This window comes from Chryseobacterium viscerum (assembly GCF_002899945.2).
GTDB lineage: Bacteria > Bacteroidota > Bacteroidia > Flavobacteriales > Weeksellaceae > Chryseobacterium > Chryseobacterium viscerum.
In genome coordinates this window covers 323,211-349,346 of sequence record NZ_PPEG02000008.1, presented here as the reverse complement: position 1 = coordinate 349,346, position 26,136 = coordinate 323,211, and the positions used below count along the sequence as shown (strand labels likewise).

The following is a 26,136-nucleotide window of genomic DNA, read 5'->3' as shown; positions in this document are numbered from 1 at the left end:
AACTTTTTCTTGGTTTGATAATGACAGAAGACTTTGCCGAAATTATGAATTGCTAATGGAAAATTCTGAAAATATGGTCAAACTATCAGCTATTAAAATATTATTGAACAAAATTTAAACAGGCTCTAAGATATCTTCGTTAATGAGTGAAGGATTTTCAAAATAAAAAAGTAATCCTTCTACATATTTTTGAATGAGGAAATCGTTACTTATTTTCTCGCTTGATTTATTCGAAACCATATTGACAGGCTTCTGAAGCAATAAGGGGATTTCTCTATCGTAGATTTTTTTCAGTATTTCCGGATAGAAGGTAACGATCACGATCTGACAATGATCCTCTGACCTGGAATTTTGAATATGCTTTCCAGAGCTGATACAGTTGAGAAACAGAGAATAATGGGTAGAGATATCAAGTTCCTGATCATCTATTTTATATTGAAATTCTCCATTGAGGACATACAGAAAACAGGCTTGCTCGGAAACCGGGAAATCAAATCTAAATGGTGTTGCCAGATCAATTTTTTGTATTAAAGTCTTTCCAAATAATTCGTGTTTTTTGTAGTCATTCAGCATAATCTGTGAGGTTGGTTTTTTGAATTGAACAAGGTGAAAAGTTAAATAAATTTTTCTTTAAAAATACAGATCAACTTTATACATGTGGTTTTTGCTTTTATTGGCTGATGAGGGCATCGTTTTTTGTAAATATTTCAATGGCTGATACCTGATCAAAAATAAGATAAGTCTAAATTTTAAAGTTAGTTTCAAATTAAATATTTTTCATTCATATAGCGGATTTCTATAATATTCATGGAAATTAAGTTGTATATATTATATTTCATTATTCATGCTAATTTAGTATTGTTAATTTTATTCCATTATGAGCTCTATTACGATGCCAAATAAAGAAATTGAAAGGTTCAAAAAAGACTTACATTTGTAATAGATAATTCTTTATAATTGCGATCCAGATTATTTCTTTTTGAAGTAATTTGTTGTTCTATTTGCTTTTAAATCAAAAACTTGTTGAAAAAAAATTATGATTAATAAACCTCTATACTTATTCATTTCTTTTTTGTTACTCAGTATAACAATAAAATCTCAAAATAAAAAAGATAAGGAATTTGATGTGGCATACTTTCGTTCATTTAGACAAGGGCAGGTAGATAGAATGCTTAAAACAGGTGATTCTCTGTATAAGAAATCAGAAACGGAGGTTCAAAAGATAAAATCAGTAGTAGTTATTGCTTCTGCTTATTCCCGGAAGCTAAGTGCCAGTAAGGCTATCTTGTATTGGAAGAAAGTTGACTCTATGAGTAAGAAAGCAGGTCTTGCCGACTGGGAAACGCTGGCCAATGATCGTCTTGCTGCAGAATACTTAAAACTCAATCTGAAAGATGCAAGCAGACAGTTTATGGATAGGGCTATGGCTGCGAGTAAATCTTTATCGGATTCACCGGAAAGTAAATTTATTTATGCAATGATGCTTGAAACGGAAGCGTTGCGGAAAATTGCAGATAAAGATACAGTAGGTTTTATAAAAAACATTAAAAATAACCAATCTTACCTCGAAACCATTCCTGAAAACGATATAAAAAATTATCTTCTGGGAAGATCACAGCTTAAACTAGGTGAAGTATATGTCCAGAAAAACAGCCTTGATTCTGCACATTATACTTTTCATAAAGCTGAAGAAAATTTCAGAAAATCGAAAATAAAATCGTATTACAATGAAAGTGCAATACTTTACAGAGGATTGGGAAATATAGCCTTAAAACAGAAAAACTATGATGAAGCAAAACTATATCTGTTAAAAGCAAAAGAGATAGCCTTTGCCAATAAGAATGAGGAAATAAGTGATTGGGTCATCAATGATCTTAGGAAATATTACAGGCAAGTCAATGATTATCAAGGGCTGCATGAAATCAATCAACTTAAAGATTCCATTGACTTTCTTAAAAGAAATGAATTAGTTACCCTTGCTGATCAGGATTTTAAAGAAGAGCAAGCAAGGAAAAATAAATTCGAGAGATACATGTATGTATTGATTTTTGTATCCATATTATTAGCCCTCTTTGTTATAAGTTTATTTGTTTATTATAAACAACAGAAAAAGAAAATCAAATTTCAATTTGAAAAGATTATTAATCAATTAAATGCTGAGAAAGATGGGGCTGCGGATAGTTCTGTTATCATTGTAACAGAGCAGAACTATACGGAAAAGAATACGAAAGAAGAAGATTCTTCTCTAAACATCAGTGCAGAAAAAGAAGAAGAACTGGTAGGACGTATGAAAAATTTTGAACAACAGAAATTATATCTGGACCAAAATATTTCAAGACCTACGATGGCTTCTTATCTTAATACCAATACAAAATATCTTTCCTATATTATAAGAAAACACAGAGGTGTTGATTTCAGTGATTATATTAATCAGAACAGGATTAGTTATATCACAAAAAAGCTCTACACAGAACCTGTTTACCGAAATTATAAAATAAGTCATTTGGCAGAAATATGTGGTTATTCTTCCCATAGCAGATTTGCGAATATATTTAAAAAACAAATGGATATTTCACCTTCTGATTTTATTTCGCAACTGCAGAAAAGAGACAAGAAAGAATGAAAGATTTAGCAGTACCATATTCTTGTGAATGCTGTGGAAGTTCAGGTTATGATTGTAAAATAGAACAAAACAATAAGCGGGGGTTTGAAACATCTCCGCTTATTGTTTGTAGAAGTTGAATGTACAATACAATCTCTACTTCTTGATAAACTTAATATTCACTCCCTTGCTGTTTGAAAGAAAATAAAGTCCGTTTTTCAGACCAGATATATGGATGTTGAATGCTTTTTAATTAAATAGTAGTCCAATTCTAAAAGTATGAGTTATTTGTGGTTTTATTAGTGTAAGTGATTGATTACTATTATTTTGTTTTGTTATTTGGACTGTTAGTATTCTCGAATAGTAACAGGCTATTTCTTGTTTTGTCAAAATCTTCAATATATTTTTGCACCCCACAAATAATGAAGGAGAATTTACCTTTCAAGAGATCTGCTTTGTTATTCTTTGGGTCATTTTATGAATCTCCCCAGAGAACTTTTATTCAAAATTATAAGTGCAGAGAATCTTAATTCCAATTTTTAGTTATACAACCTTTAAAATTTATCACAATGAAAAGAAATCTTGTTTTTATAGGTCTCCTTACCTTTTCATCATTCATGTATTCCCAAGTGGGGATCAATACTCCAACTCCTAGAGCAACTTTGGATATTACAGCGAAGACATCAGATGGAAGCAGCCCTGAGGGTGTTATTTTTCCTAAGCTTACAGGAGACGAGATCAAATCTGCAGATGCACACTATGGTGCTGATCAGGTAGGAACAATAATCTTTGCCACAGTGGGAGTGTCCTCCAAAGAGGCCGGTAGTAAAACTGAAAATATTGATACACCGGGATATTACTATTTTGATGGTGTAAAATGGATGAAAATAAAAGAAAATTCATGGAATATAGATGGAAATACCGGCACTGATCCCAATATTCATTTTATAGGAACCAAGGATAATCAGGATCTTATTTTTAAAAGAAATAATATGCGGTCAGGAATTATTAGTGATAAAAACACTGCTTTTGGATATGAAGCTCTCAATCCTTTGGGGTCAGGGGTATATAATACTGCAATGGGGGTATCTGCTTTAAAAAGTGTGACAACTGGAAGATATAATACAGCCGTTGGATCTGAAGCTTTACAATCCAATACTACCGGGGATGAAAATGTTTCTATAGGACTGGGAACGTTAAGCAGTTCTACCACTGGAAACTATAATACCGCTTTGGGTACTTTTTCACTTTTTAGCAATATTTCAGGGCTCAGCAATACAGCAGTTGGCAGGTTTAGTTCAAGACTCAACACAACGGGTAGTTTCAATACTTCAGTTGGAGTGCAGTCTTTGGAAAGCAATACAGATGGCTCTGAAAATGTTGCTGTTGGATATGTGTCCCTTGCGGCAAATTCTACTGGCCAGAATAATACAGCATTGGGAAACTATGCTCTTACACAGAACAGTACAGGAAGTGATAATGTAGCGGTAGGCTATGGTGCTTTAAGATCAGGTAAAGGATCACAAAATACAATTCTGGGCACTAATGCAGCATCCAATATTAATGGAGATGGGAATATAGTGATAGGATATGAGGCTGGAACATCATCATCAGGCTATGTATTGAATAATCGTCTTATTATTGCAAATAGCAGTACAATAACTCCTTTGATAGATGGTAATTTTTCTGCCAAAACCTTAAAGACTAACGGCGCTTTTGAAATCAATAACGGAACGAGAAATGGTGCTATAAAGATTGTAGATGGTACTCAGGACACTGGAAAAGTACTGACTTCTGATGCCGATGGAGTAGGAATATGGAAATCAGTAGCTATTTCTTTTCGACCCTTATCTATCCCTTCAATAACCTATACCCATCCTGCAAATAACAATAACATGGCAAAATATACGGGAGTTCCTATAACATTACCTCCCGGAAAATGGTTAATAAACGTAACACTAGGATTGGAATTTATGAATTCAGCAGCAGATATCTATAGTAAAGGAAGTAATTTTATCCGATTCAGACTGGGAGATACTACAAGAGATCTTAACATTGGAAGCTTTTCATCTGATGCAATGCTGCCTAAATTAGCCTCAGCAGGCTTCGGAAAATCTGAAGAAAGAGGAATGGTAAGAGGAGATCTGGGGGTGAACAATACCAGTGGTGCCAACAAGACGTATTACTTACTTGCAGATAATGTTTCCAGTACTGGGGGGCTGGTGTCTTTCGATGTTAGATTTGATTGGGATGAATCATCAATTACCTATCAGCCAATACAATAAACTATTGATTCTTATTTTAAACACTCTGGAAGCTTTACGTAATGCAGATATGTGATAAGAAAATTGGGCGCTGAAAAAATCACAAGATTGTAATTTTTATATGCTCAAGTCTGTCATTATTCTCGAATAGTGACAGGCTTTTTCTTGCAGTGGCGACCGGTTAGTCATAATTTTATCTATTGAAAACTATTTTTTTCATAATAATATTTTTTTGGTGAACTTCTTAGGGGGTTATTAGAACTCCTTAAGAAGTTTTTAAAATCTAAGAGAATGGGTTTGATACTCATGTTCAAAAATGGCAAACACAAAATTCCTATCATAGATGAGTATTGTACTGTTACTATTCGCGAATTGTAATAGCTATTGTATTGCTTGTCTTTCTATAGCATCATAGTTTTACAGCCTTATATTTCACTTGAAAAAAGAAAGAACAATTTAAAAAAAGGACATTGAAAATGTTAAATATTATGGGAAGACAAAGAAGGAAGTGAAACAATGATAGATATGAATATAATAATGGAATGCTGTGCTTTATACTAATTAAAGCCTGGTATGGTAAAAAAGAACAATAGGTCTGGTTTTTAAAAAAGATGGAGTAGAAGTAAAATATATGAGAACAGAATATGGAAAATGATCAATCACCTAATTATAAAAAAATTTTCCAGGATATTATTAAGTATAAACATCCTGAAAAGAAAGAAAAATGCCATTCCTTGCTTCAAAAGAAAAAGCTTACAACTAAGGATGTTATCATGTTAAATTCATACATATTTGGCAGTGATATAGAATCAAACCTTTCAGAAAGTAATCAAAAATTTAGGGCTTATGATCAGGAGACAGTCCAGTATATTTTAAAATATCAGATAACAAACCAACTCAATAATGTACAAACAGCTAACCACTTTAGAATAAGTAGAAATACTCTTGCAAAATGGAAGAAAATGAAAATGTAAATGTTCAATTTTTACCTATTTTGCTTCAGCCTTATTTATCAATATGCGATCTTGTATTTTGATCGCCATGTATTCAGGAATGTATATGAAAGGACAGATGATTGGTAGCCCCACCAAGAATCGAACTTGGATCTAAAGTTTAGGAAACTTCTATTCTATCCATTGAACTATGAGGCCTTTTAACTATTAAAATTACAAATTATTCTGAAACATAGTAATGATCAATATATGAATGGAAAGGATAGGGGCTAGCTGCAGATTGAAAAAGATGCTGAAATAAAAGAATCTGCCCTTTAGAGGCAGATCCAGTAGATAAATACATCTCATTTTTTTAATTAGACAACAATAAAAAAGCACAGCCGACAATGCTGTGCTTAAATTTTTATTTCAAATTTAATTGCAATTTCAATAGTAGTAAGAAAAGCAAATAAAGTTTCCACTTCGATGTTTATTACATAGTAAATGTAGTAATAATTTTAATACGAAATATGAATTTAATGTTAAAATTCACAAGTTATCCACAAAAAATTGTGGATAACTTGTGAGCATCTGAAAAACTACTGTTCAGAGAGATATTTTAAAACAAAATCATTTAAGACTTTTTTCTCTTCATCATTTCCTTTATTGTCCATATGACCGTGATTGATTGAAGTTTGCTGTACAGTGATATGATACTTTTTCTGCTCCTCTTCACCCGGCAATACTCCTTCATCTGCCGGATAATCATTGGAACGTAGCGTATAAATTTTAGGAACAGAAGTTCTTGGCAGGAACATTCTCCGGTTATCCATTGTGATCAGTTTATATACCAGGTTTGGATGCTGATTACCGAATAATGCAGCCATATCACCACCATTGGAATGACCTATTAATGTAAGATGTTTATAATCGAGTTCCGGGTTTGTCTTCTTAAGTTCATGAAGTACAAAAAGAATATTATCCGAACCATTTTGCCAGAAAGGTCTTCTTACGATCTGTAAATTGCCTTCTACCGGCAGCAGGCTATCGGTGGTAAGCTCATGCTGAATGCTTACCGTAAAATATCCTTTAGAAGCTAACTTTTCTGTTAAGTAAGAATATACAAAATAATCTCCGCCTTTATTGAAACCATATCCATGATTGAAGATAACAATCTGCTGGTTCAGGATCTTTTTATTGGTCTTAGGGCTGTATAAGGCAACGGGAATCTTACGGTTTCGGCTTTGATCAAATAGGGTTAGCGTATCCAGTTTTATTTCGTAATCAGTAACGAGGTCTGTGTTTTTATTGACTGAACAATTGATCAAAAACAGAAAGATGGGAAAAATGAAAAGATTTTTTTTATACTGCATGAAGGAATGATTAGGTCACAGGAAACTATTTTTCACTAAAAATTTTGATAAAAATAATAAAAAAGAGCGATAGAAAACCGCTCCTCAATTGATTCAATCAATTATTTTATGAGTATACACATCCGCATCCGGTTTCCCATTCCATGCAGTCACGCATAGGTTCATGGCAGTTTCCTCCCGGAGTTCCGCCACCTGTAGACCTGTAGCAGATTCCTCCGGAGCAATAGTATGATCCTGATACTGCCGGACATCTTCCTTCAACATCGCAGTCTGCGTAAGGAAAATCACCTCCGTTTATCAATAGTAAATGATTTCTCTTTAATTTTTTTAAATTTTTCATAGCAATTGATTTTGAATAGGTTAACTGCGAATGTATGAAAAAATATAATACTCATTGATGGGATTTATTTCATTGAAATCTCCTAATGAATACTACTATGAATCAGGTATTATTTAGAATATTTTTTATTTTTTACGGCCGTACATCAGGATGCGCTTAAATGCATAGATAGCCGGATATTTTGTAAATCTTTGGGCTATGCGCGATTTAAATTCGGTAATAAAACTTTCTTTTTGTTCTCCTTCCAAACGTTCTAAATAAGGCAATAATGCCGTTCCTGAAATAAATTCATATAAAGCCTCGTAATCATCTGCAATGATAGGATAGACCTTCTGGAATATTTCAATGTCCTGAATTTCGTTGTCAAACAGTATCTGTGCATAATCATCCATTGAAAGCACCGGGGAATCACGGTTGAAATGATTTAACTGTGATGCATAAGGTTCTTCATCTGCCATTTCCGTTAGAATCTGATTCAGGATATTTTCTTTCTGAACGGGCATCTGGATCGCTAACTGCCCTGCAGGAGATAGCAGTCCAATGATTTTAGGAAATAATGTTTCATGATCATCCGCCCATTGTAGCGCTGCATTACTGAAAACAAGATCCCATTTTTGATCAGACTGTGCCGTTTCTTCAATAGTCTGAAGTTTAAAGTGTAGATTCTCATGTTCATATTTTTTAGATTTTTCAAGCATTTCCGCTGATGAATCGATCCCCAAAAATGTAGAACCTGTCAGTTTTTCTGTTAAAATTGAAGTTTGTTCACCAGTACCACAGCCAAGGTCAATAGCTTTTATATTGTTTTCAGGCTTAATTAATGTGGCTAAATCGTAAAAAGGTTTGTAACGTATATCTTTATACTGATCATATAATTCGGGATTCCAAGGCATAAAAATAATTTTGAAATGATCATATAAAGATAAGAGAATCTATCGTAAAATAAGTTCAAAAAAAAGCGACTGTTTCTAAAACAGTCGCTTTTAATTTATTGTTCAAGCTTTTCCTTGATGTATTTTGCTGTATAAGACTTTTTATTTTTTGCCAGATCTTCAGGTGTTCCTGTAAATACAATTTCTCCACCGTGTTTTCCTGCTTCCGGACCGATATCAATAATGTAATCAGCACATTTGATGATATCAGGCTGGTGCTCAATAACAATCACCGAATGCCCAAGATCAATCAGGGCTTGCAATGATTTCAATAATTTCTGAATATCATGGAAGTGAAGTCCTGTGGAAGGTTCGTCAAAGATAAATAATGTTTTATCCGTTGTAACCCCTTTTACAAGGAATGAAGCCAGTTTTACACGCTGTGCTTCACCGCCGGAAAGAGTAGAAGAGCTTTGTCCCAGCTGTAGGTAGCCCAGACCTACTTCTTGTAGAGGCTTCAGCTTTGTTACGATCTTCGTTTCATTATTGTCTTTAAAGAATTCCAATGCTTCATCTACCGTCATGTGAAGGATATCCGAGATATTTTTCTCATCAAACCTTACTTCCAGGATCTCATTCTTGAATCGGGTGCCTTTGCAAACTTCACACTCCAGCTCGATGTCTGCCATGAACTGCATAGAAACGTTGATCACGCCTTCTCCTTTACACTCATCACATCTTCCGCCATCTACGTTGAAAGAAAAATGTTTAGGCTTGTAACCCATCATTTTTGCTACTTTCTGCTTCGCAAAAAGATCACGGATATCGTCGTAAGCTTTTAGATAAGTAACAGGGTTTGAACGGGATGATTTTCCAATTGGATTCTGATCGATCAGTTCAATGTTTTTGATCAGTTTTTTCGGGAATTCAACAGAATCATAATCTCCTTTTTTACCCCCCATTCCCAATTGGATCTGAATATCGTTGGTCAAAATTTCCTTCATCAAAGTAGATTTACCACTTCCGGAAACTCCTGAAATCACGACCAGACTTTCCAAAGGAACGTCTACGTCTATATTTTTAAGGTTGTTCTGACGGGCTCCTTTGATGTAGATCCATTCTTTTGCTTTTCTTCGCTTCTTCGGAACTTCTATCTCCAGTCTTCCGGTAAGATATTCTGAAGTAAGGGTGTTGGCTTTTTTCAGATCTTTATAATCTCCTGCAAATACCAGTTCTCCACCAAGATAACCAGCTTCAGGACCAATATCAATGATATAGTCAGCAGCTCTCATGACATCTTCGTCATGTTCTACAACAATCACGGTATTACCAAGATCACGAAGATTTTTCAATACTTCGATCAGGTTTTCAGTATCTTTTGAATGGAGTCCTATAGAAGGTTCGTCAAGGATATAAATAGAACCTACCAAAGAACTTCCTAAGCTTGTTGCCAGGTTGATTCTCTGACTTTCTCCTCCAGAAAGAGTATTGGAAGTCCTGTTTAATGTTAAATATCCTAACCCTACTTTTAATAAAAATTCCAGACGGGTTGTGATTTCATATAATAATCGTTTTGCAACCTCTTTATCGTGTTCTGAAAGTTTTAATCCATTAATTAGCGGTGCCAGTTCATCCAAAGGAAGTTCAATCATCGATTGGATATTGTGCCCGTCTACTTTTACCCAGGTGGTTTCCTCACGAAGTCTTAACCCTTCGCAGGTAGGACAAAGCGTTTTTCCTCTGTAGCGGGAAAGCATTACTCTGTACTGGATTTTATAGAGGTTTTCTTCAAGCATTTTGAAGAAATTGTTGATGCATGGGAAATTACTTTTTCCGTCACCTTTCCAAAGGAAGTTTTTCTGTTCTTTTGTTAATTGGTGATAAGGCTTATGAATAGGGAAGTCACCAGCTTTTTTGATGAAGTCTTTTTTCCATTCACTCATGGTTTCCCCTCTCCAGCATACAACAGCATCTTCGTAGATGGATAAAGTTTTGTTGGGAACTACAAGATCTTCGTCAATTCCGATTACTTTTCCGTATCCTTCACATGCCGGACATGCTCCGTATGGATTATTGAAGCTGAAAAAATGAACATTCGGCTCAAGGAATTCCATCCCATCCAGTTCGAATTTATTGGAGAATTCTTTTACTTTTTCAGTATCCGTATTTTTTAATGAGCAATAGCCGCGTCCTTCATAGAATGCCATCTGAATAGAATCCGCAAGTCTTTGCAAAAAGCTTTCATCTTCTTCATAAGAAAAACGGTCAATCACAAGATTGATCTGCATCCCTTTTTCCGGAGCAAATCCAAAGCTTTCCAGATCTTCGATTCCGGCTACATTTCCACTGATCTCAAGTCTTGTGAAACCTGCCAGTTTTAAAATATTTAAAGTTTCTTTAAAATTGTCAGCATCATATTCCAAAGGTGCTGTTAATAGGAAAGAACTATCTTTTTTGGATGCTTTAATGAAATCGACAACATCAGAAACCGAATCCTTCTTTACTTCTTCACCCGAAACCGGAGAAAAAGTTTTCCCGATCCTTGCAAATAAAAGCTTCATATAATCATAGATCTCCGTAGAAGTTCCTACAGTAGAACGAGGATTGGAAGAGATTACCTTCTGCTGGATGGCAATAGATGGGGCAAGCCCTTTAATGTCATCTACTTTTGGTTTTTCTAATTTACCCAAAAATTGACGTGCATAAGAACTTAAACTTTCAACATATCTTCTCTGTCCTTCTGCATAGATCGTATCAAAAGCCAAAGACGATTTACCGCTTCCTGAAACTCCTGTAATCACAATCAGTTTGTTTTTCGGGATCAGGACATCTATATGTTTCAGATTGTTAAGATGTGCATTCTTAACAAAAATCTGTTTTTTTATGTCTATTTCTGCTGTTTTAGCCATATTTTGTTTATTCATAAAGTAACTGTGCAGGAGTAAGGACTGCCAGTATAATGGTGTTTTGCCTCAGAATACTCCAGGGCGGTCATCAATTGAACTCTTATATCTATTCCTGAATTCATCCGGTCTTCTATGACAGCATTTTGTAAGAATGATGCGAGAAATACAGTTGAAAAAGAATCTTCCCATTGTAAAATTAAGACCCACAAAATTACGAATTTTTACTGAAAATTTTATCTATATCTTATTGTTAAAAATTATTATAATGAAGCTTACACTAGACGGACAAAATGGAAATAGTATGCATTGGAAATCGAGAAATGAGATGCGTTTTGTGGACTTATTCTAGTTTTACTATTTATATTACAGTGTTTTATGGAGTTTTATAAATTACATTATGATTTTTTACTAAAGTATTGTTTTATGTTTTAAAATTATTTAAAATTGTATTCATAAATATGTAATAGAGAAATGAGAAAATTATTCAGAGATCTAGTTACACATTTAATGAGAAAAAGATAGAACTACTCCCTCACACAGATGCAGCATTATGCTGCATCTTTTTTTATGACAAGTATCATTTGTCTGTCTTGTTGAACTCCCTTACTTTTGGAACCTGTTATTAAAGAAAACTACGGAACCGATTATGATCAAAAAGATAGGAAGTGTTTTTTTTCTGGGATCTCTACTTTGGGTAAGTGCACAGGAAAAGACAACGGATATTGAAATCATCGAATTTCAGGGAAAATTCATTTCTACACCTTATAAAAGTGCCAATCAGAATATCAGTGTTATCACGAGGGAAGATATTGTGAATTCTCCGGCTAAAAGTATAGACGAAATTCTTCAGCAGGTACCGGGAATGGATATCAGAAGGCGGGGAGCCAATGGGGTGCAGAGTGATATCAGTTTCCGTGGAAGCTCTTTTGAACAGGTTCTGCTGCTTCTGAATGGTATCAGAATGAACGACTCCCAGACCGGACATAATAATATGAATATTCCGGTAGATCTGGATGACGTAGAAAGAATAGAAATCATAAAAGGACCGGCTGCCAGACGTTTCGGGCAGAATGCGTATGCCGGGGTAATCAATATCATTACCAAGACAACTCCCGGAAAAAGAGTGAAAATAAGTGCTGACGGAGGGGATTACAGTACCTATGGCCTTGGGTTCAATGCGCAGATAGGAAATGAAAAATTCACCAATTCCCTTCAGGCGAATTCTGCTTCTTCAGAGGGGTATATGTTCAATACTGATTACGAGATCAGAAATGTTTTCTATCAGGGGAAACTGAATATCAAAAACGGAGATGTAAGAGTACAGGCAGGTTTTTCAGAAAAGAAATTCGGGGCCAATGGATTTTATGCTTCCAGCACTGCTACAAAACAGTATGAGGAGACACAGGCTTCTATCGTCAGTGTAGCACATCAGCAGACTTTTGGAAAGCTGAAACTTAATTCTAATGTATATTGGAGAAGAGGGCAGGATATGTATCTTTTTGACCGATGGAATCCTGGTATTTACAGGAATATGCATATCGGGAATAATGTAGGAGGTGAAGTGAATTCCAGCTACCAATGGGGATTAGGAACCACAGGAGTAGGAGTAGAGCTGAGAAAGGAGTTTTTAGCCAGCAGTAATTTGGGAAACAGAAACCGTTTTGTATCTCAGGTTTTCTTTGAACATCATTTTTCATTACTGGATAAAAAACTGAATATTACTCCGGGAATTTCATGGGCTAATTATTCTAAAGAAGGAAACTTCTTCTATCCGGGGCTTGATGTAGGGTATAACTTCAATCCTAATCATAAAGTATACGGAAATATCGCTAAAGTACACCGCATCCCGACTTTTACGGATCTTTATTACATGAGTAAAACGGAGCAGGGAAATCCAGACTTACGCCCTGAAAATGCCGTTTCATCCGAGGTTGGATATCAATATCAGAATAGTAAGATTTTAGCCAAAATCAGTGGGTTTTTAAGGAATTCCAGCAATTCTATTGACTGGGTGAAAAAAGACATCAATGATAAAATCTGGTTTGCAGAAAATGTAGGAGATATCAGAACCAAAGGAATTGAAGCCGAGTGGAGTCACAGACCGATGGATTGGTTAAAATATACGGTTGGATATACTTATATCGACAGCAAATATGAAGAAAAGAATGGCTTGGTTTCAAGGTATATTCTGGACAATCTGAGACACCAGTTTATTTCTAAATTAGAGGTGAAATTCCTGAAAAATTTTACCAATGAGCTTGTTTACAGGTATAATGAAAGAGTAAATCTGGGAACCTATAATCTTGTAGATGAGAAACTAAGCTTTGCTAAAAAAGACTATTCGGTGTATGTATTGATTAACAATATTACCAACACACAATACACAGAAGCATTTGGGGTAGCAATGCCTCAAAGGTGGTTCCACATTGGATTTTCTTATACAATTAATATTAAGTAGGTGTTAATTTAATATTAATGAAAGTTAATATTAACAAATTGTTAAAAAATATACATTTGCAAAAATTTTTTATGAAACGTCTTTTAGGATTAGGTTTACTACTTGGAATTTCTTTTTTTAAAGCACAGGAGCACATCTCCAGCTTCAATGCAGTGACTCTGACCTACAAGTTTCATCCGAAATTTTTCCTCTATGCCGAAGGGCAGATGCGTGGTAACGAAGATTATACCTACCCAGATTACTATGAGATAAAAGGGGGCTTAGGGTATAATCTTACCAAAAATCACAAACCTTTTGTAGGGCTAGGAAGATATGTCAATTATAAAGAGCACAGCTTAAGCAGAGAGGAGTTCAGGGTATGGCTTCAGGACGTTATTGATATCAAGAAAGGTATCGTAAAATTTGAAAACCGTTTCCGAGCTGAAAAGAGCTGGTTCTACGAGCCCAAAACAGATCTGACCTCCCAAAGAATGCGTTACAGATACCGTCTGAACGTAAGTGTCCCTTTAAATGCAAAAACCATCAAGAAAGGAACTGTTTTTGCGAATGCCTACGATGAAGTTTTCTTTGTAACTCCGATGAAGCCTACTTTTGCCAGAAACAGAGTCTATGGCGGTTTCGGCTATCAGATCGATGATTATTTTGGAATCGTGAGCGGATATCTTTGGCAGCGTGAATTTGAAGCGAAAGGAAACAAAAATTTACATTTCGTTTACCTTGCTTTAAACATCAACATCGACGGAACAGATCATCACACGAAGACTTACGATTTTCCGGGTGCGGATTAATCCTTATTTAATCCTGACTGAAAAGTTAACAGCTCAAGTTTAGAATTAAGATAATGATCATTCAGTAATGCCTGATATTTTTCAATCACTAATGAGATGGCATTTACTTCATGCTCAAGGTATTTGTCTTTGTTGAAATAAATGTATTCAGAGTTTACAAATTCTTGTAAAATGTTTTTATCTTCAGTCTTTAAAGCTTCTTTATAAGCTGATTTTTCGATCAGTTCTTTAGTTTTTAGTTTAAAAGGTTCTTCTGCTTTCAACAGCTTGGCTCTGTGTTTACGGATTTCTTCAAAGGGTAAAGTAACTGCCATAAACTGAAGGTATACTGTGAAGTCATTAAGACTTTTCTGAAAATCATCAAATTCCTTATCAATTACTGCAAAATTCTTGTACTTGCTAAGGAGCTCTTTCCTAATATCTTCATTGGAAATACTGTAGTAATGCTGAAAAATTGCTTTGTCATTTTCCAGAAGTTCTTCTTTTACCCTTTTCAGTTCGTTTTCCAGTTTTGGAATAAGGCTTGCAGCATCTTTTGCTTTGTATAAGCTGCCATTAAATCTGAATGTTTTTATTTCTTTCGGATATGAAACCAGATATTGTAATGTCTGAATATCACTTTCTACTCCTGATTTTTCGTAAACTAAAGATACTTTTTTGTCACTGAAAAGATCTGTATCATGATGAAAGGCAGTGTCGGAAATTATAGACTCAATATTTTCTATAATTGGATGATGTCTTTCATAATATCCATTGAAATTCGCACTGAAGTTCTGATAGATAGTGTTATCCAGATAAAGCCTGATGAAAGTTTCATCCTCTATTACTTCTCCTACGTTTTTTACCATGCGTAAAGTCAGGTATTTTGAGGTCATAATTTCGCAGATTTTATCATATCCGCTGATGATCTCTTTTGCGTATCTGTGGTCTGTACCCGTATTTCTGGTTTCGTTTGTTTTAATCCTTTCAATTCTTTTTAAAATATCGGGATGTGAGGTCCACTGATCTTCAATTTCTATTCTGGATTTATTATAGCGGGTAAGATCTTCAGCATCTATTTTGGGAAGCCCGTTTATGTAAGGATGATTATTTCTTTCTGATAAAATTTTCATTAAAGAAATCTGATTTTTATACAGATCTTTTGGAAGATATTTTTGATTACTTTCAACATAAAAATTAAAAGAATGGTTGAAAGCCAGATCGCTTAATTCCAGCCTTAATAAAGAGGAAGACTGCTCTTCAGGGTTGGTAATATAAGTTGAAATGGCATCCGCATGGTATTCCATTTCTCTTTGCAGGGAAGCATGATTTTTGAAAAGAAAAGTGGAGATACTTTTAAGAACAGATTGAAATGCATTGATGAAACTGACTGAAATAAGGCCGAAAATTTTAAAAATGGCGTTCCCTCCTGAAAATTCCAAAATGAAGTTTTCATAATCTTTATTATTGTAAACCGTTTCAAAAATTATTTTTTCAGCCTGGTTCACATAACCGCCGACTTTCATGCTTTTTTGAGAGAAATGTCCAAATTCGTGAGCCAGAATTGTTCTTAATTCTCCTACACTTGTAGAGTTGATGAGGCCAACGCCAATTGTTAGATTTTTCTTTACCGGCAGAAACATACTCCAGAAAATAGAATTATAGCTTACACTGGCATTTACATCCGGAGAAAGAAAAACTTTTTGGGGAGCTTTCACATTTGTTTCTGCTACAATTTCATCAATAATAGCAAACAATTCAGGCTGATGAGATCTGTTAACTTCCAGCAAATGACGCGTACTGTAGTGATTTTTTTTGAAAATAAATTTAACGAGAAAGATAAAGACAAAAACTCCAACACTTAGTAATCCTGCCGCCCCTAAAACAGTAAAATAGTTGATAGAAACGCTTAACATTTTTACTACTCCATATCCTAATAAAAATACCATTAGAAGAGAAGCAAGTATGAGTATCAGATAGATCAGGAAAAAAACTGAAACAGATACAATGGCGGAGATCAGCTTAGATTGATAAGCTGATGAAATTTTGGGCAGGTTATTAGTCATGTGTGTTTTTTATTAATATTTCTCTATCAGATAACGATAGGCTTTCAGGTATTTGTTGAATCTTTTGATATCCTTCGGAGTAAGCTCTCTGTTTACTCTTCTAAGGTCCATATTATCACGCAGGTCATTCAGTTTTACGGCAACAGAGAGAAGAGACCTTTCCGTTCTCTTAATGAAGTCATCGTAATCTTCTTCGGGATCAAACTTCGTAAGACAGCTGATGGCGAAAATAATGTATTCAGGAAACCCTTCAGATCTTAAATAATCCAGGCTGAATTCCTGCGGATGGTCCTCTACAACATCGTGAAGAACACCTACGATCTTTTCATCCAGTGTTTTACCATAATTCATCACCCGCATCACGTGGCCGATGTAGGGAGCATGGTATTTGTCGGTTTGTCCTTTATGAGCCTTATCGGCAATTTTGATTGCTCTATTCAGTAATTCTTCTTTGGTCATTTCTAATGAAAAATAGAATACAAAAATAAAAAATGCCTTAAAAAATAAAGCATTTTTAGTAAAATTATTTTCAGATGATTTTACAAATTGGCGTCATCCTCTATATGAGCATGTGGGGCATTGTTTTTTACAGATTCTATTCCGTTTTCCATGCCGTTATCAGATTCGTACATCTGGCTGGTTCCTATGATTTGCCCGTTTCCAGCTTTAAGATTAAAATAACATCTGCCGTCATTGGCGGTATTTCTTTCAAACTTTGAATCTTCCTGTGCATTGTTTTTTACAGACCCTATTCCGCTTTCGCAGGATGGTTTTGTGCTGTATCCCTGGCTGGTTAAAATAACCTGTCCGTTTCCGGCTTTAAGGTTAAACTGAAAGTCGCCGTTTACTCTCTTCGAGATAATGAATTTTCCCATGATAATCGTTTTTGAGTTTGGTGTTGTAATTATTTAGATGGTATTAGTTTTTTTGGATTCACCTGAAGCTTATCAGGGGTAATGGCATTTAAAATTTTATATTGCGAATGGTCCTTTCCCGGTTCTTTCAGAGCGAGATATAAGGCCGTATCACCAGGTTTTTTTATCAACATCTTATAAAATCCTTGCTCTGGTTGATCGGATTTCAACGCGAGGTATCCTGGGAATTTTCCATTCTTTAGAATCTTGACAGTATCTGTTTTGGGGATAGGGATTAATTTTTCCCTTTTTTGTGCCGTCAATACAGCTGAAATAAGAAGTAGGGGAAATAATAATGTTTTCATGTGTTTGTTAATTTTAAATAAAAATAGCATTTTTTTTTAATAAAACGATTGAATGCTCTGAAATTCAATGATAATCATAGCAGGCAGGTGGCAAAACAAAAGCGCCTCAAAAACTGAGACGCTAAATCAAATTTATGTTGTTAAAGACTAATAAGCTCCTTTTTCAATGTAATGAGCCGCAACTTTTTCAGTTAAAGCCACTACATTTGGCTGATTAGTATACTTTGTGAATCTTCTTAATCCGGAAAGCATCATTCTCTGTTCGTCACCTTCCGCGAAAGAAACAATTCCTTCTTTTGCCGCAGAAATGATTTTGTCGATAGCTTTGTAAAGATTTAATTGAGCCATTGCAGCTTCCACAGAATCAGCAGAGAAATGTTTTTCAGCTCTTAAAACTGCAGATTCTGCCATGTAGATTTGGTTTAGGATTTCAGATGCATTCAATAATAAATGCTGTTGTTTCTCAATATCCATCATATATTTCTGAAGAGCAGCTCCGGAAACCATTAAGAATACTTTCTTAAGATTGGCGATAATTGCCTTTTCCTCACTCATGAATTCTGAATAATCAGGAACTTCAAATGAAGGGATACCCATCAATTCTTTGCTGATTGCCATTGCAGGAGATAAAAGGTCCAATTCACCCTTCATTGCTCTTTTAATAAGCATTCCTACAGCCAAAAGTCTGTTGATTTCGTTGGTACCTTCATAAATTCTTCCAATTCTTGCGTCTCTCCAGGCAGATTCCATCGGAGTATCTTCTGAGAATCCCATTCCACCATAGATCTGAATTCCTTCATCGGCTGTATTTTGAGTAAGATCAGACACGAAAACTTTTAAGATAGAAGCTTCAACTGCAAACTCTTCAACCCCTTTCAATTCAGCTTGTTGATGATCCATTCCTCCGGCAACCAATTCAGCGATTTTATCTTCTACATTTTTTGCTAAACGGTAAGAACCCGCTTCACTTACGAAAACTCCGGTTGACATTTCAGCAATTTTCTTTCTGATAGCCCCAAAAGTTGAAATGGAAACTCCAAATTGTTTTCTTTCGTTTGCATACTGAATAGAGTGGTTTAAAATTCTTCTTTGTCCGTCAAGATTTGCAGCAGCTAACTTAATTCTACCAACATTTAATGCGTTCAAAGCGATTTTGAAACCATTGTTTCTTTCACCCAACATATTTTCGACAGGCACTTTCATATCATTAAAGAAAACCTGACGAGTAGAAGAGGAGCGGATTCCTAATTTATGCTCTTCTTCACCAAAAGATAAGCTGTTTGGATCTTCCAATTCTGAACGGTTGATGACAAAACCTGTAATATTTTTATCATCATTTATTTTAGCAAATAAAGTGAAAGTATCAGCAAAACCAGCATTGGAAATCCACATTTTTTGTCCGTTGATGATGTAATGTTTTCCGTCATCAGACAATTTTGCTCTTGTCTTTCCTGAGTTGGCATCAGATCCGGCATCCGGCTCGGTCAAACAATAGGCTCCAAATTTTGTTCCTGTAGCCAAATCGGGAAGATATTTCTTTTTTAATTCCTCGCTTCCGTAAAGAAGAGTTGGAAGAGTCCCGATTCCAGTATGTGCTCCATAAGCTGTTGCTAATGATCCATTTCCTCCTGAAACATAATCACAAGCCAACATCGTGCTCACAAATCCCATTCCAAGACCACCATATTCTTCAGGAACAGTAATTCCCAAAAGTCCCATTTCACCTAACTGACGCATTGTTTTTTCGGTCAATTCATAGTCTTTTTTCTCAAAACGGTCATGATGTGGAATCACTTCTCTATCTATAAATTCCTTCGCAGAATCACGAAGCATTTTTTGTTCTTCACTCAGTTCTTCAAGACTGAAAATTTCGTTTGCAGGAATTTGTTTGATTAGGAATTCCCCGCCTTTTAATGTAGCCATATGTTATTTTGTTATTTAAATTTTTTTAAGACACTTAGATAATAGACGGATAGATGATAGATTGTTATTGTGGTCTATTTTCTATCCGTCTATTTTCTCTTTGTCTTTACTCTTATTAATCCCTATTTAAAGTATTCTGAAATACCATTGTTGCTTTTTGAAATTCTTCAATTTTAATTTCAAAGATTTCAGTTTTTTCGTTGGATAAATATTTTCTATGATTTGCCAACAATATTTGTGTTTGCAATTCAAATGAAGAACCTAAAGAAATATCTAAAAAGTGACTAAAAGACTTATTTGTTCTGCTTGAACCTTCGGCTATATTTGATGGAATTGAGATAACGCATCTATCCATTTGACTTTTCAGTCCATATTTTTCATAAGTTGGGAAAGTATCTGTAAGATCTAAAGTTAATCTTGATAATTCCATACCCATTTGCCAAATTTTAAGCTTCTTAAAATTGTGTCTTTTAAAATCATTCATTCATTTCTTGTGTCTTTACCTTCTATTATCTATCCGTCTATTTTCTTATTTATCTATTTATAGAAGTTCAAAAATAGAAGCCGCACCTTGTCCTGTTCCTACACACATAGAAACCATTCCGTACTTGTTGCCACGTTTTCTCATTTCATCAAGAAGTTGAACGGTTAGCTTTGTTCCTGTACATCCAAGCGGGTGTCCAAGAGCGATGGCTCCTCCGTTTACGTTTAAAATGTCAGGATTTAAACCTAATTCTTTCTTAATGGCAACCGATTGAGAGGCAAACGCTTCGTTAAGTTCGATCAACTCGATATCTTTTAATTCTAAACCTGCTTGTTTTAACGCTTTTGGAATAGCATAGATAGGTCCCATTCCCATGATTCTTGGCTCTAATCCGGCTGCAGCATAAGCAACTAATCTTGCTTCAGGCTCCAATCCTAATTCTTTTACCATTTCCTCACTCATTACCATTACGAAAGCTGCTCCATCACTCATTTGAGAAGAGTTTCCGGCTGTTACGCTTCCTCCGTTTTTAAATACAGGTCTTAATTTAGTCAAACCAGCCAATGAAGTATCTGCTCTAGGGCCCTCATCTACTGAAAAATCAAACTTTTTAGTCTGCATTTTCTGATTTTCATCCAGAAAATTATATTCTACAGGAATCGAAACAATCTGGTTGGCAAATCTTCCTTCCTGATTGGCTTTTAAAGCTTTCATATGAGATTCAAAAGCGAACTGATCCTGTTCTTCTCTTGTAATATTGTATTGTTTAGCTACTTCTTCCGCAGTGTAGCCCATTCCCCAATAATAATCAGGGTTTGTTTTTGCGATATCTGTTTCAGGAACAGGCTTGTAACCTCCCATTGGGATGTATGACATTGATTCTGTACCACCAGCGATGATACAATCTGCCATTCCAGCCTGAATTTTTGCAGAAGCAATTGCAATGGCTTCACTTCCTGAAGCACAGTATCGGTTTACGGTTACTCCCGGAACTTTATCGGTATTTAATCCCATCAAAGAGATAAGACGTGCAACGTTCAGCCCCTGTTCAGCTTCCGGCATTGCATTTCCTACGATAAGGTCATCAATTCTATTTTTATCTAATTGTGGGAGCTCAGCCATTAATTTTTCAATAACGGTAGCCGCCATGACATCAGGACGGGTAAAACGCAGAGAACCTTTTGGCGCTTTTCCTACTGCTGTTCTAAATCCTTTTACTATATATGCTTGTTTCATATTTTTATTAATTAAAATTATTTTTTGAAAGTTTTTTGCCTCGTAGAGGTAAACTGTTTGTAGCTATTTGTTTTGATTTGCAATTCGTGGAGCTCCGTAGGAGCGACCTGTTAGTTTTCAATCCATTCAAATAAATATTTTGAATCATATTCAATTTCAAATTTTTCCATAAACCCCAAATATTCTTCCTTAAATGTTTTCTTTTTATGATGTTCTTCTTGGTTTAAAATATACTTTACAACCGAATCAACACTGCTTTTGGAATAAGAAAATGCACCATAACCTTCCTGCCAGTTGAATTTTCCATTTGCCCATCCTTCTTCATTAATGAATTTTGAAGAACCCGCTTTAATATCCCTTACTAAGTCTGAAATCGAAATAACGGGACTCATACTTACAAGAATATGAACATGATCAGGCATTGCAAAAACAGCAAATAATTTTTGACCTCTGTTGCTAACGATACCTGTAATAAATTTGTGGAGTTCCTCTCTGTTTTCTTTCAAAATCAGGTTTTGTCGTCCTCTTACAGCGAAAACAATTTGGATATAAATTTGTGTATATGTATTTGCCATAAAATTAACAGGTCGCCTCTACGAGGCTCTACGAAAATTCGTAAATTATTGATAGCTATTAACAGTCCGCTCCTACGGAGCTTCCTATTAATTTCTTAACGGTTTTCCATTCTGCAACATATATTGGATTCTCTCCAAAGTTTTTCTTTCTCCACAAAGCTGAAGGAAGGTTTCTCTTTCAAGGTTCAGCAAGTATTGTTCTGTAACAACTGTTGGTTCGGAAAGATTTCCACCTACCATTACGTTGGCCAGTTTATCAGCAATTTTCTTATCGTGTGCAGAGATGAAGTTTCCGGTTAACATCTGGTCAGTTCCTACATAGAACATTCCTAATGCATCTTTACCAAGAACTTTTACTTTTTGCTCGATTGGCTGAGTATATCCTTGCTCTGCTAATAGTTTTGCAACTTTTTTAGCTTCTGCAATCTGTCTGTTTTTGCTTACGGAAACGATGTCTTTCCCTTTTTCAAGGATTCCCATATCATAAGCTTCATACGCAGAAGTAGCTACTTTACCCATTGCGATGTTCATGAAAGCTTCACGAAGTCTGTTGTTTTTAACATCATCGCTGTGGAATTCTCTGGAAGTTCTTAAAGTCAATTCTTTAGTACCACCTCCGCCAGGAATTACCCCAACTCCGGTTTCTACAAGCCCGATATAAGTTTCTGCTGCCGCAACCACTCTGTCTGCATGCATTGTCATTTCGCATCCACCTCCTAAGGTCATTCCGTGAGGAGCAACTACTACAGGAATAGAAGAATAACGTACTCTCATCATTGATTTCTGGAAGTAAGCGATCGCCATATTCAAATCATCCCAATCCTGCTCAATAGCCATCATAAGGATCATAGCAAGGTTGGCTCCTACAGAGAAGTTTGTTCCCTGATTTCCTACCACCAATCCGTCATATTCTTTTTCTGCTAAATCGATCGCTCTGTTTAAGCCATCAAGAACTTCGCCTCCAAGAGAATTCATTTTTGAACGGATCTCGAAGTTGATGATTCCGTCTCCTAAATCTTCAATCGAAGCCCCTGAATTGCTCCAAAGCGTTTTGTTTTTTCTGATATTATCTAAGATAATGAATGCATCCTGACCCGGAATTTTGTTGTATTCTCCTGAGTTTTTATCTACATAAATGCTTTGTCCTTCATCATTTACTTTATAGAAAGTCTCTACATTCTTCACCCAGTCTGAAACTTCATAACCAGCGTCTTTAGCCAATTCAATACCTTTTTGAACGCCTACAGCATCCCAGATTTCAAATGGTCCGTTTTCCCATCCAAAACCAGCTCTCATGGCATCATCAATTTTATAAACCTCGTCAGAAATTTCAGGAACTTTATGTGAAACGTAAGCGAATAACGCTCCTAAAGATTTTCTGTACAATTCACCAGCTTTATCTTTACCTCCGATCAGAACTTTGAATCTGTCAATCGGCTTATCAATAGCTTTTGTTAATTCCAGGGTAGGGAATGATGATTTTCCTTGAAGTTCATATTCTAAAGTATCAAGGTTTAATCCATGAATTTCAGATTTTCCATCTGCATTTTTTACTTTTTTATAGAAACCTTGTTCCGTTTTTGAACCTAACCATTTGTTATCCATCATTTTCTGGATATAGCCAGGAAGGGCAAATACATCATTAAAGTTATTCGCTTCAGCACCGCTTTGGCGAACACCGTTGGCTACCATAACCAAAGTATCAAGACCTACTACATCAGCTGTTCTGAATGTTGCAGATTTTGGACGTCCGATTACCGGACCTGTTAATTTATCAACATCAGAAACGGTAAGTCCTAGTTTCTGTACATTGTGAAGAAGATCCATCATAGAGAATACCCCGATTCTGTTGGCGATGAAAGCTGGAGTATCTTTGGCTAAAACAGTAGTTTTACCTAGGAATTTTGCTCCATAGTTCATATAGAAATCGATGATCTCAGGATCTGTATCGTTAGTAGGAATAATCTCTAAAAGAGGAAGGTATCTTACCGGGTTGAAGAAGTGAGTTCCTGCGAAGTATTTTTTGAAATCCTCGCTTCTCCCTTCTATCAGGAAATGAATAGGAATACCGGAAGTATTAGAAGAAATTAATGTTCCCGGTTTTCTGAACTGTTCAATCTTTTCATATACTGACTTTTTGATGTCAAGTCTTTCTACTACTACTTCAATGATCCAGTCTGTATTTTTTATTTTCGGTAGATCATCATCGAAGTTTCCGATTTTAATTCTGTCTGCAAACTTTGGAGAATAAAGAAGTGCAGGACTTGCTTTTTTTAGTTTTTCAAAGTTTTCGGAAGCAATTCTGTTACGTACTGCTTTGTCATCTTTGGTCAAACCTTTTTTCTGTTCAGCTTCAGTAAGTTCAAAAGGAACAATATCCAAGAGTGATACTTCAACACCGATGTTGGCGAAGTGAGCTGCGATACCGCTTCCCATAATTCCTGAACCAAGAACCGTTACATGTTTGATTCTTCTTTTCATATGTAAATTTTTATTTTTATAAGATTATATGGAACCCTGAGGTTTCAACATAATTTATTTTCTGTTGTTTAATAATTCGTTTGCTATTTTCATGATTTCGGTCATCACGTCTTTGAAAGCATCCATCTTTTCCGGAGCTATTTTTTCCATCACCTTCTTGTTAAAGTTGACAACGACTTCCTTTGACATGTTTCTGGAGTTGAGCCCTTTATCTGTAAGCTTAATGATAACCTCTCGTTTATCAGTGGTCGTCTTTTCCTTATAGATATATCCGTTATCTTCCAAAAGTTTAATGATTCTCGTTAAAGAGGTGGGTTCAATAGCCATTTTGGGACCAAGATTGGTACTTCTGGTTCCTTCTTTGGGATCAATTTTAAGAAGGGTGAGAGCTTGTACCGCTGTGGAATCATGTTCCTGGGCTAGTTCTGTGTACATTTTAGAAACAGCCAACCAAGTCTGCTTTAAAATTAAATCTACGTTTTCTATTTTTTCTTTATTATTATCCATCATTTTTTGCGCCAATGGTTTTACCCAAATTTAGTAAATATTATGCATGCATAGTATTTATTAACGTTAAATTTTGTTAATAACCTGATAGTAAATAGATTAAATTGTATGATTAGCATAATACTATGCATGCATAGTATATGGATTAATCAATAAAAATGTAGTATTAATGAATGTTTTTAATAGAATTGATGATTTCTTCAAAAGATTCACATTGGTAACTGGCGGAATCTTTAGTAATTACCCAAAATGAGTGCTGGAATTCAAAATTGAAAGAAGAAAGGTCTTTTTGGAAGTTTTTTTGAAGCAGAGAATACAACATTTCTTTGTGAACTCGCGGTGCTGAGATTTGTGGTGCAACAAAATTTTCATTGACCTGGAATAAGGAAGCATTGGTGAGTTCATCATGTTGAAGCAGGATATCTTCAACAATTCCCGAATACAGATGGTTTTCCTTTATATACCATATTTTATCTGCAAATTCTTTAGCCAATCGCCAGTCGTGAGAAGAAAACAAGATAAGTTTATTCTGTTCTTTGGCTAATTTTCTGAGGGTTTTGAGAATAATAAGCTTATTTTTTTCATCCAGATGCGTGGTGGGCTCATCCAAAATAATAATGGGAGAGTTCTGAGTAATAGCCCGCCCTATAAATGCTTTTTGAAGGTTTCCGTCTGACAGATTTTTCAAAAGGGTATATCTGTATTGATTCAAATCTAATTCCTCGATAATATGAGCAACTTCTTCACGGTCTTCTTTTTTTAACTCAAAATAAAAAGGGTAGTAGATGTATTTTCCCAGAGAAATAAGGTCTTCAACCGTATAATGCTGCGGAATAACCGACTTTGAAAAAACAATCGCAATATTCTCGGCAATTTCTTTTACAGAAAGACTCTTTACATTTTTTCCATTAATAGAAATCTCTCCACTCAGTAAAGAAAGCTGATGCAGAATAGATTTGATCAGTGTTGTTTTTCCTACCCCATTATTACCAATCAGCAGGCATACATCACCAAGCTTCAAATCCGCATTAGCGTTGGATATTAATGTTGTATTGTAGCCGATATTTGCCTGTTTGATCTGTAAATGCATACTTTTGTTGGTTATCTGCAAAAGATTAAAATGTTTTACAA

General features: G+C 35.3%; 21 protein-coding genes and 1 tRNA gene. 5 read left to right on the top strand and 17 right to left on the bottom strand.

Annotated features, from left to right (window positions below):
• Nucleotides 1-114 precede the first annotated feature (114 nt).
• Nucleotides 115-573: a hypothetical protein gene (locus C1634_RS19670; protein WP_228410116.1), complete on the bottom strand. Its 459-nt coding sequence runs from the start codon at nucleotides 571-573 to the stop codon at nucleotides 115-117.
• Nucleotides 574-1,126: 553 nt separating this feature from the next.
• Between C1634_RS19670 and C1634_RS19665 the strand changes: the two genes are divergently transcribed.
• The 3 genes from C1634_RS19665 to C1634_RS19655 all read left to right on the top strand — a co-directional run bounded on the left by C1634_RS19665 (nucleotide 1,127) and on the right by C1634_RS19655 (nucleotide 5,840).
• Entirely contained in the window at nucleotides 1,127-2,623 is a 1,497-nt protein-coding gene (locus tag C1634_RS19665; protein ID WP_165835363.1) for a helix-turn-helix domain-containing protein, read from the top strand.
• A gap of 548 nt (nucleotides 2,624-3,171) precedes the next feature.
• Nucleotides 3,172-4,887, top strand: coding sequence for a hypothetical protein (locus tag C1634_RS19660; RefSeq protein ID WP_103232949.1), 1,716 nt, complete (start codon nucleotides 3,172-3,174; stop codon nucleotides 4,885-4,887).
• A gap of 623 nt (nucleotides 4,888-5,510) precedes the next feature.
• Complete coding sequence (locus C1634_RS19655; protein WP_103232950.1) at nucleotides 5,511-5,840, top strand: transposase; 330 nt, start codon at nucleotides 5,511-5,513, stop codon at nucleotides 5,838-5,840.
• 102 nt (nucleotides 5,841-5,942) lie between these two features.
• Here the strand turns inward: C1634_RS19655 and C1634_RS19650 are convergent.
• The 5 genes from C1634_RS19650 to uvrA form a co-directional block, all read right to left on the bottom strand.
• Nucleotides 5,943-6,017 (bottom strand) — tRNA-Arg (locus C1634_RS19650).
• Between the two features lie 380 nt (nucleotides 6,018-6,397).
• Complete coding sequence (locus tag C1634_RS19645; RefSeq protein ID WP_103232951.1) at nucleotides 6,398-7,171, bottom strand: alpha/beta hydrolase; 774 nt, start codon at nucleotides 7,169-7,171, stop codon at nucleotides 6,398-6,400.
• A 106-nt stretch (nucleotides 7,172-7,277) separates the two neighbouring features.
• Nucleotides 7,278-7,511 (bottom strand): hypothetical protein, encoded by a 234-nt coding sequence (locus C1634_RS19640; protein ID WP_103232952.1) that lies wholly within the window; start codon nucleotides 7,509-7,511, stop codon nucleotides 7,278-7,280.
• Nucleotides 7,512-7,636: 125 nt separating this feature from the next.
• Entirely contained in the window at nucleotides 7,637-8,404 is a 768-nt protein-coding gene (locus C1634_RS19635) for a methyltransferase domain-containing protein (protein WP_103232953.1), read from the bottom strand.
• Between the two features lie 95 nt (nucleotides 8,405-8,499).
• The gene (uvrA, locus tag C1634_RS19630) at nucleotides 8,500-11,292 is read right to left on the bottom strand and encodes an excinuclease ABC subunit UvrA (protein WP_109739005.1); all 2,793 of its coding nucleotides are present in this window, start codon (nucleotides 11,290-11,292) and stop codon (nucleotides 8,500-8,502) included.
• A 643-nt stretch (nucleotides 11,293-11,935) separates the two neighbouring features.
• Between uvrA and C1634_RS19620 the strand changes: the two genes are divergently transcribed.
• Entirely contained in the window at nucleotides 11,936-13,747 is a 1,812-nt protein-coding gene (locus tag C1634_RS19620; RefSeq protein ID WP_109739004.1) for a TonB-dependent receptor plug domain-containing protein, read from the top strand.
• Between the two features lie 71 nt (nucleotides 13,748-13,818).
• Entirely contained in the window at nucleotides 13,819-14,535 is a 717-nt protein-coding gene (locus C1634_RS19615) for a DUF2490 domain-containing protein (protein ID WP_109739003.1), read from the top strand.
• Here C1634_RS19615 and C1634_RS19610 read toward each other — a convergent pair.
• From C1634_RS19610 to C1634_RS19560, 11 genes are all read right to left on the bottom strand, one after another.
• Nucleotides 14,532-16,580: a M48 family metallopeptidase gene (locus tag C1634_RS19610; RefSeq protein ID WP_109739002.1), complete on the bottom strand. Its 2,049-nt coding sequence runs from the start codon at nucleotides 16,578-16,580 to the stop codon at nucleotides 14,532-14,534. The genes C1634_RS19615 and C1634_RS19610 overlap by 4 nt on opposite strands.
• 12 nt (nucleotides 16,581-16,592) lie before the next feature.
• A complete protein-coding gene (locus C1634_RS19605) occupies nucleotides 16,593-17,039 on the bottom strand; it encodes a phosphohydrolase (RefSeq protein ID WP_103232957.1) in 447 nt (148 codons plus the stop codon).
• Nucleotides 17,040-17,119: 80 nt separating this feature from the next.
• On the bottom strand, nucleotides 17,120-17,455 hold the full coding sequence (locus C1634_RS19600; protein WP_109739001.1) for a YegP family protein: 336 nt from the start codon (nucleotides 17,453-17,455) through the stop codon (nucleotides 17,120-17,122).
• A 29-nt stretch (nucleotides 17,456-17,484) separates the two neighbouring features.
• Nucleotides 17,485-17,799 carry a hypothetical protein gene (locus C1634_RS19595; protein ID WP_123921512.1) on the bottom strand — a complete coding sequence of 105 codons (315 nt, stop codon included), beginning with the start codon at nucleotides 17,797-17,799 and terminating at the stop codon, nucleotides 17,485-17,487.
• Between the two features lie 147 nt (nucleotides 17,800-17,946).
• Nucleotides 17,947-19,722, bottom strand: coding sequence for an acyl-CoA dehydrogenase family protein (locus C1634_RS19590; protein WP_109738999.1), 1,776 nt, complete (start codon nucleotides 19,720-19,722; stop codon nucleotides 17,947-17,949).
• Between the two features lie 115 nt (nucleotides 19,723-19,837).
• Nucleotides 19,838-20,206, bottom strand: coding sequence for a four helix bundle protein (locus C1634_RS19585; protein ID WP_103233942.1), 369 nt, complete (start codon nucleotides 20,204-20,206; stop codon nucleotides 19,838-19,840).
• 57 nt (nucleotides 20,207-20,263) lie between these two features.
• Nucleotides 20,264-21,442 (bottom strand): thiolase family protein, encoded by a 1,179-nt coding sequence (locus tag C1634_RS19580; protein ID WP_109738998.1) that lies wholly within the window; start codon nucleotides 21,440-21,442, stop codon nucleotides 20,264-20,266.
• A gap of 110 nt (nucleotides 21,443-21,552) precedes the next feature.
• Nucleotides 21,553-22,017 (bottom strand): IS200/IS605 family transposase, encoded by a 465-nt coding sequence (gene tnpA / locus C1634_RS19575; RefSeq protein WP_103233943.1) that lies wholly within the window; start codon nucleotides 22,015-22,017, stop codon nucleotides 21,553-21,555.
• 87 nt (nucleotides 22,018-22,104) lie between these two features.
• Nucleotides 22,105-24,498, bottom strand: coding sequence for a 3-hydroxyacyl-CoA dehydrogenase/enoyl-CoA hydratase family protein (locus tag C1634_RS19570; protein ID WP_109738997.1), 2,394 nt, complete (start codon nucleotides 24,496-24,498; stop codon nucleotides 22,105-22,107).
• Between the two features lie 54 nt (nucleotides 24,499-24,552).
• Nucleotides 24,553-25,005 (bottom strand): MarR family winged helix-turn-helix transcriptional regulator, encoded by a 453-nt coding sequence (locus C1634_RS19565; protein WP_103233950.1) that lies wholly within the window; start codon nucleotides 25,003-25,005, stop codon nucleotides 24,553-24,555.
• Between the two features lie 166 nt (nucleotides 25,006-25,171).
• Nucleotides 25,172-26,095 (bottom strand): ABC transporter ATP-binding protein, encoded by a 924-nt coding sequence (locus tag C1634_RS19560; RefSeq protein WP_103233945.1) that lies wholly within the window; start codon nucleotides 26,093-26,095, stop codon nucleotides 25,172-25,174.
• Nucleotides 26,096-26,136 lie beyond the last annotated feature (41 nt).

Coding starts and splice junctions, on each gene's coding strand:
- C1634_RS19655 (WP_103232950.1), top strand. CDS start 5,511: ATGGAAAATGATCAATCACCTAATTATAAAAAAATTTTCCAGGATATT.
- C1634_RS19600 (WP_109739001.1), bottom strand. CDS start 17,455: ATGGGAAAATTCATTATCTCGAAGAGAGTAAACGGCGACTTTCAGTTT.
- C1634_RS19615 (WP_109739003.1), top strand. CDS start 13,819: ATGAAACGTCTTTTAGGATTAGGTTTACTACTTGGAATTTCTTTTTTT.
- C1634_RS19595 (WP_123921512.1), bottom strand. CDS start 17,799: ATGAAAACATTATTATTTCCCCTACTTCTTATTTCAGCTGTATTGACG.
- C1634_RS19660 (WP_103232949.1), top strand. CDS start 3,172: ATGAAAAGAAATCTTGTTTTTATAGGTCTCCTTACCTTTTCATCATTC.
- uvrA (WP_109739005.1), bottom strand. CDS start 11,292: ATGGCTAAAACAGCAGAAATAGACATAAAAAAACAGATTTTTGTTAAG.
- C1634_RS19570 (WP_109738997.1), bottom strand. CDS start 24,498: ATGAAAAGAAGAATCAAACATGTAACGGTTCTTGGTTCAGGAATTATG.
- C1634_RS19560 (WP_103233945.1), bottom strand. CDS start 26,095: ATGCATTTACAGATCAAACAGGCAAATATCGGCTACAATACAACATTA.
- C1634_RS19670 (WP_228410116.1), bottom strand. CDS start 573: ATGCTGAATGACTACAAAAAACACGAATTATTTGGAAAGACTTTAATA.
- C1634_RS19585 (WP_103233942.1), bottom strand. CDS start 20,206: ATGAATGATTTTAAAAGACACAATTTTAAGAAGCTTAAAATTTGGCAA.
- C1634_RS19565 (WP_103233950.1), bottom strand. CDS start 25,005: ATGGATAATAATAAAGAAAAAATAGAAAACGTAGATTTAATTTTAAAG.
- C1634_RS19620 (WP_109739004.1), top strand. CDS start 11,936: ATGATCAAAAAGATAGGAAGTGTTTTTTTTCTGGGATCTCTACTTTGG.
- C1634_RS19610 (WP_109739002.1), bottom strand. CDS start 16,580: ATGACTAATAACCTGCCCAAAATTTCATCAGCTTATCAATCTAAGCTG.
- C1634_RS19640 (WP_103232952.1), bottom strand. CDS start 7,511: ATGAAAAATTTAAAAAAATTAAAGAGAAATCATTTACTATTGATAAAC.
- C1634_RS19580 (WP_109738998.1), bottom strand. CDS start 21,442: ATGAAACAAGCATATATAGTAAAAGGATTTAGAACAGCAGTAGGAAAA.
- C1634_RS19605 (WP_103232957.1), bottom strand. CDS start 17,039: ATGACCAAAGAAGAATTACTGAATAGAGCAATCAAAATTGCCGATAAG.
- tnpA (WP_103233943.1), bottom strand. CDS start 22,017: ATGGCAAATACATATACACAAATTTATATCCAAATTGTTTTCGCTGTA.
- C1634_RS19645 (WP_103232951.1), bottom strand. CDS start 7,171: ATGCAGTATAAAAAAAATCTTTTCATTTTTCCCATCTTTCTGTTTTTG.
- C1634_RS19590 (WP_109738999.1), bottom strand. CDS start 19,722: ATGGCTACATTAAAAGGCGGGGAATTCCTAATCAAACAAATTCCTGCA.
- C1634_RS19635 (WP_103232953.1), bottom strand. CDS start 8,404: ATGCCTTGGAATCCCGAATTATATGATCAGTATAAAGATATACGTTAC.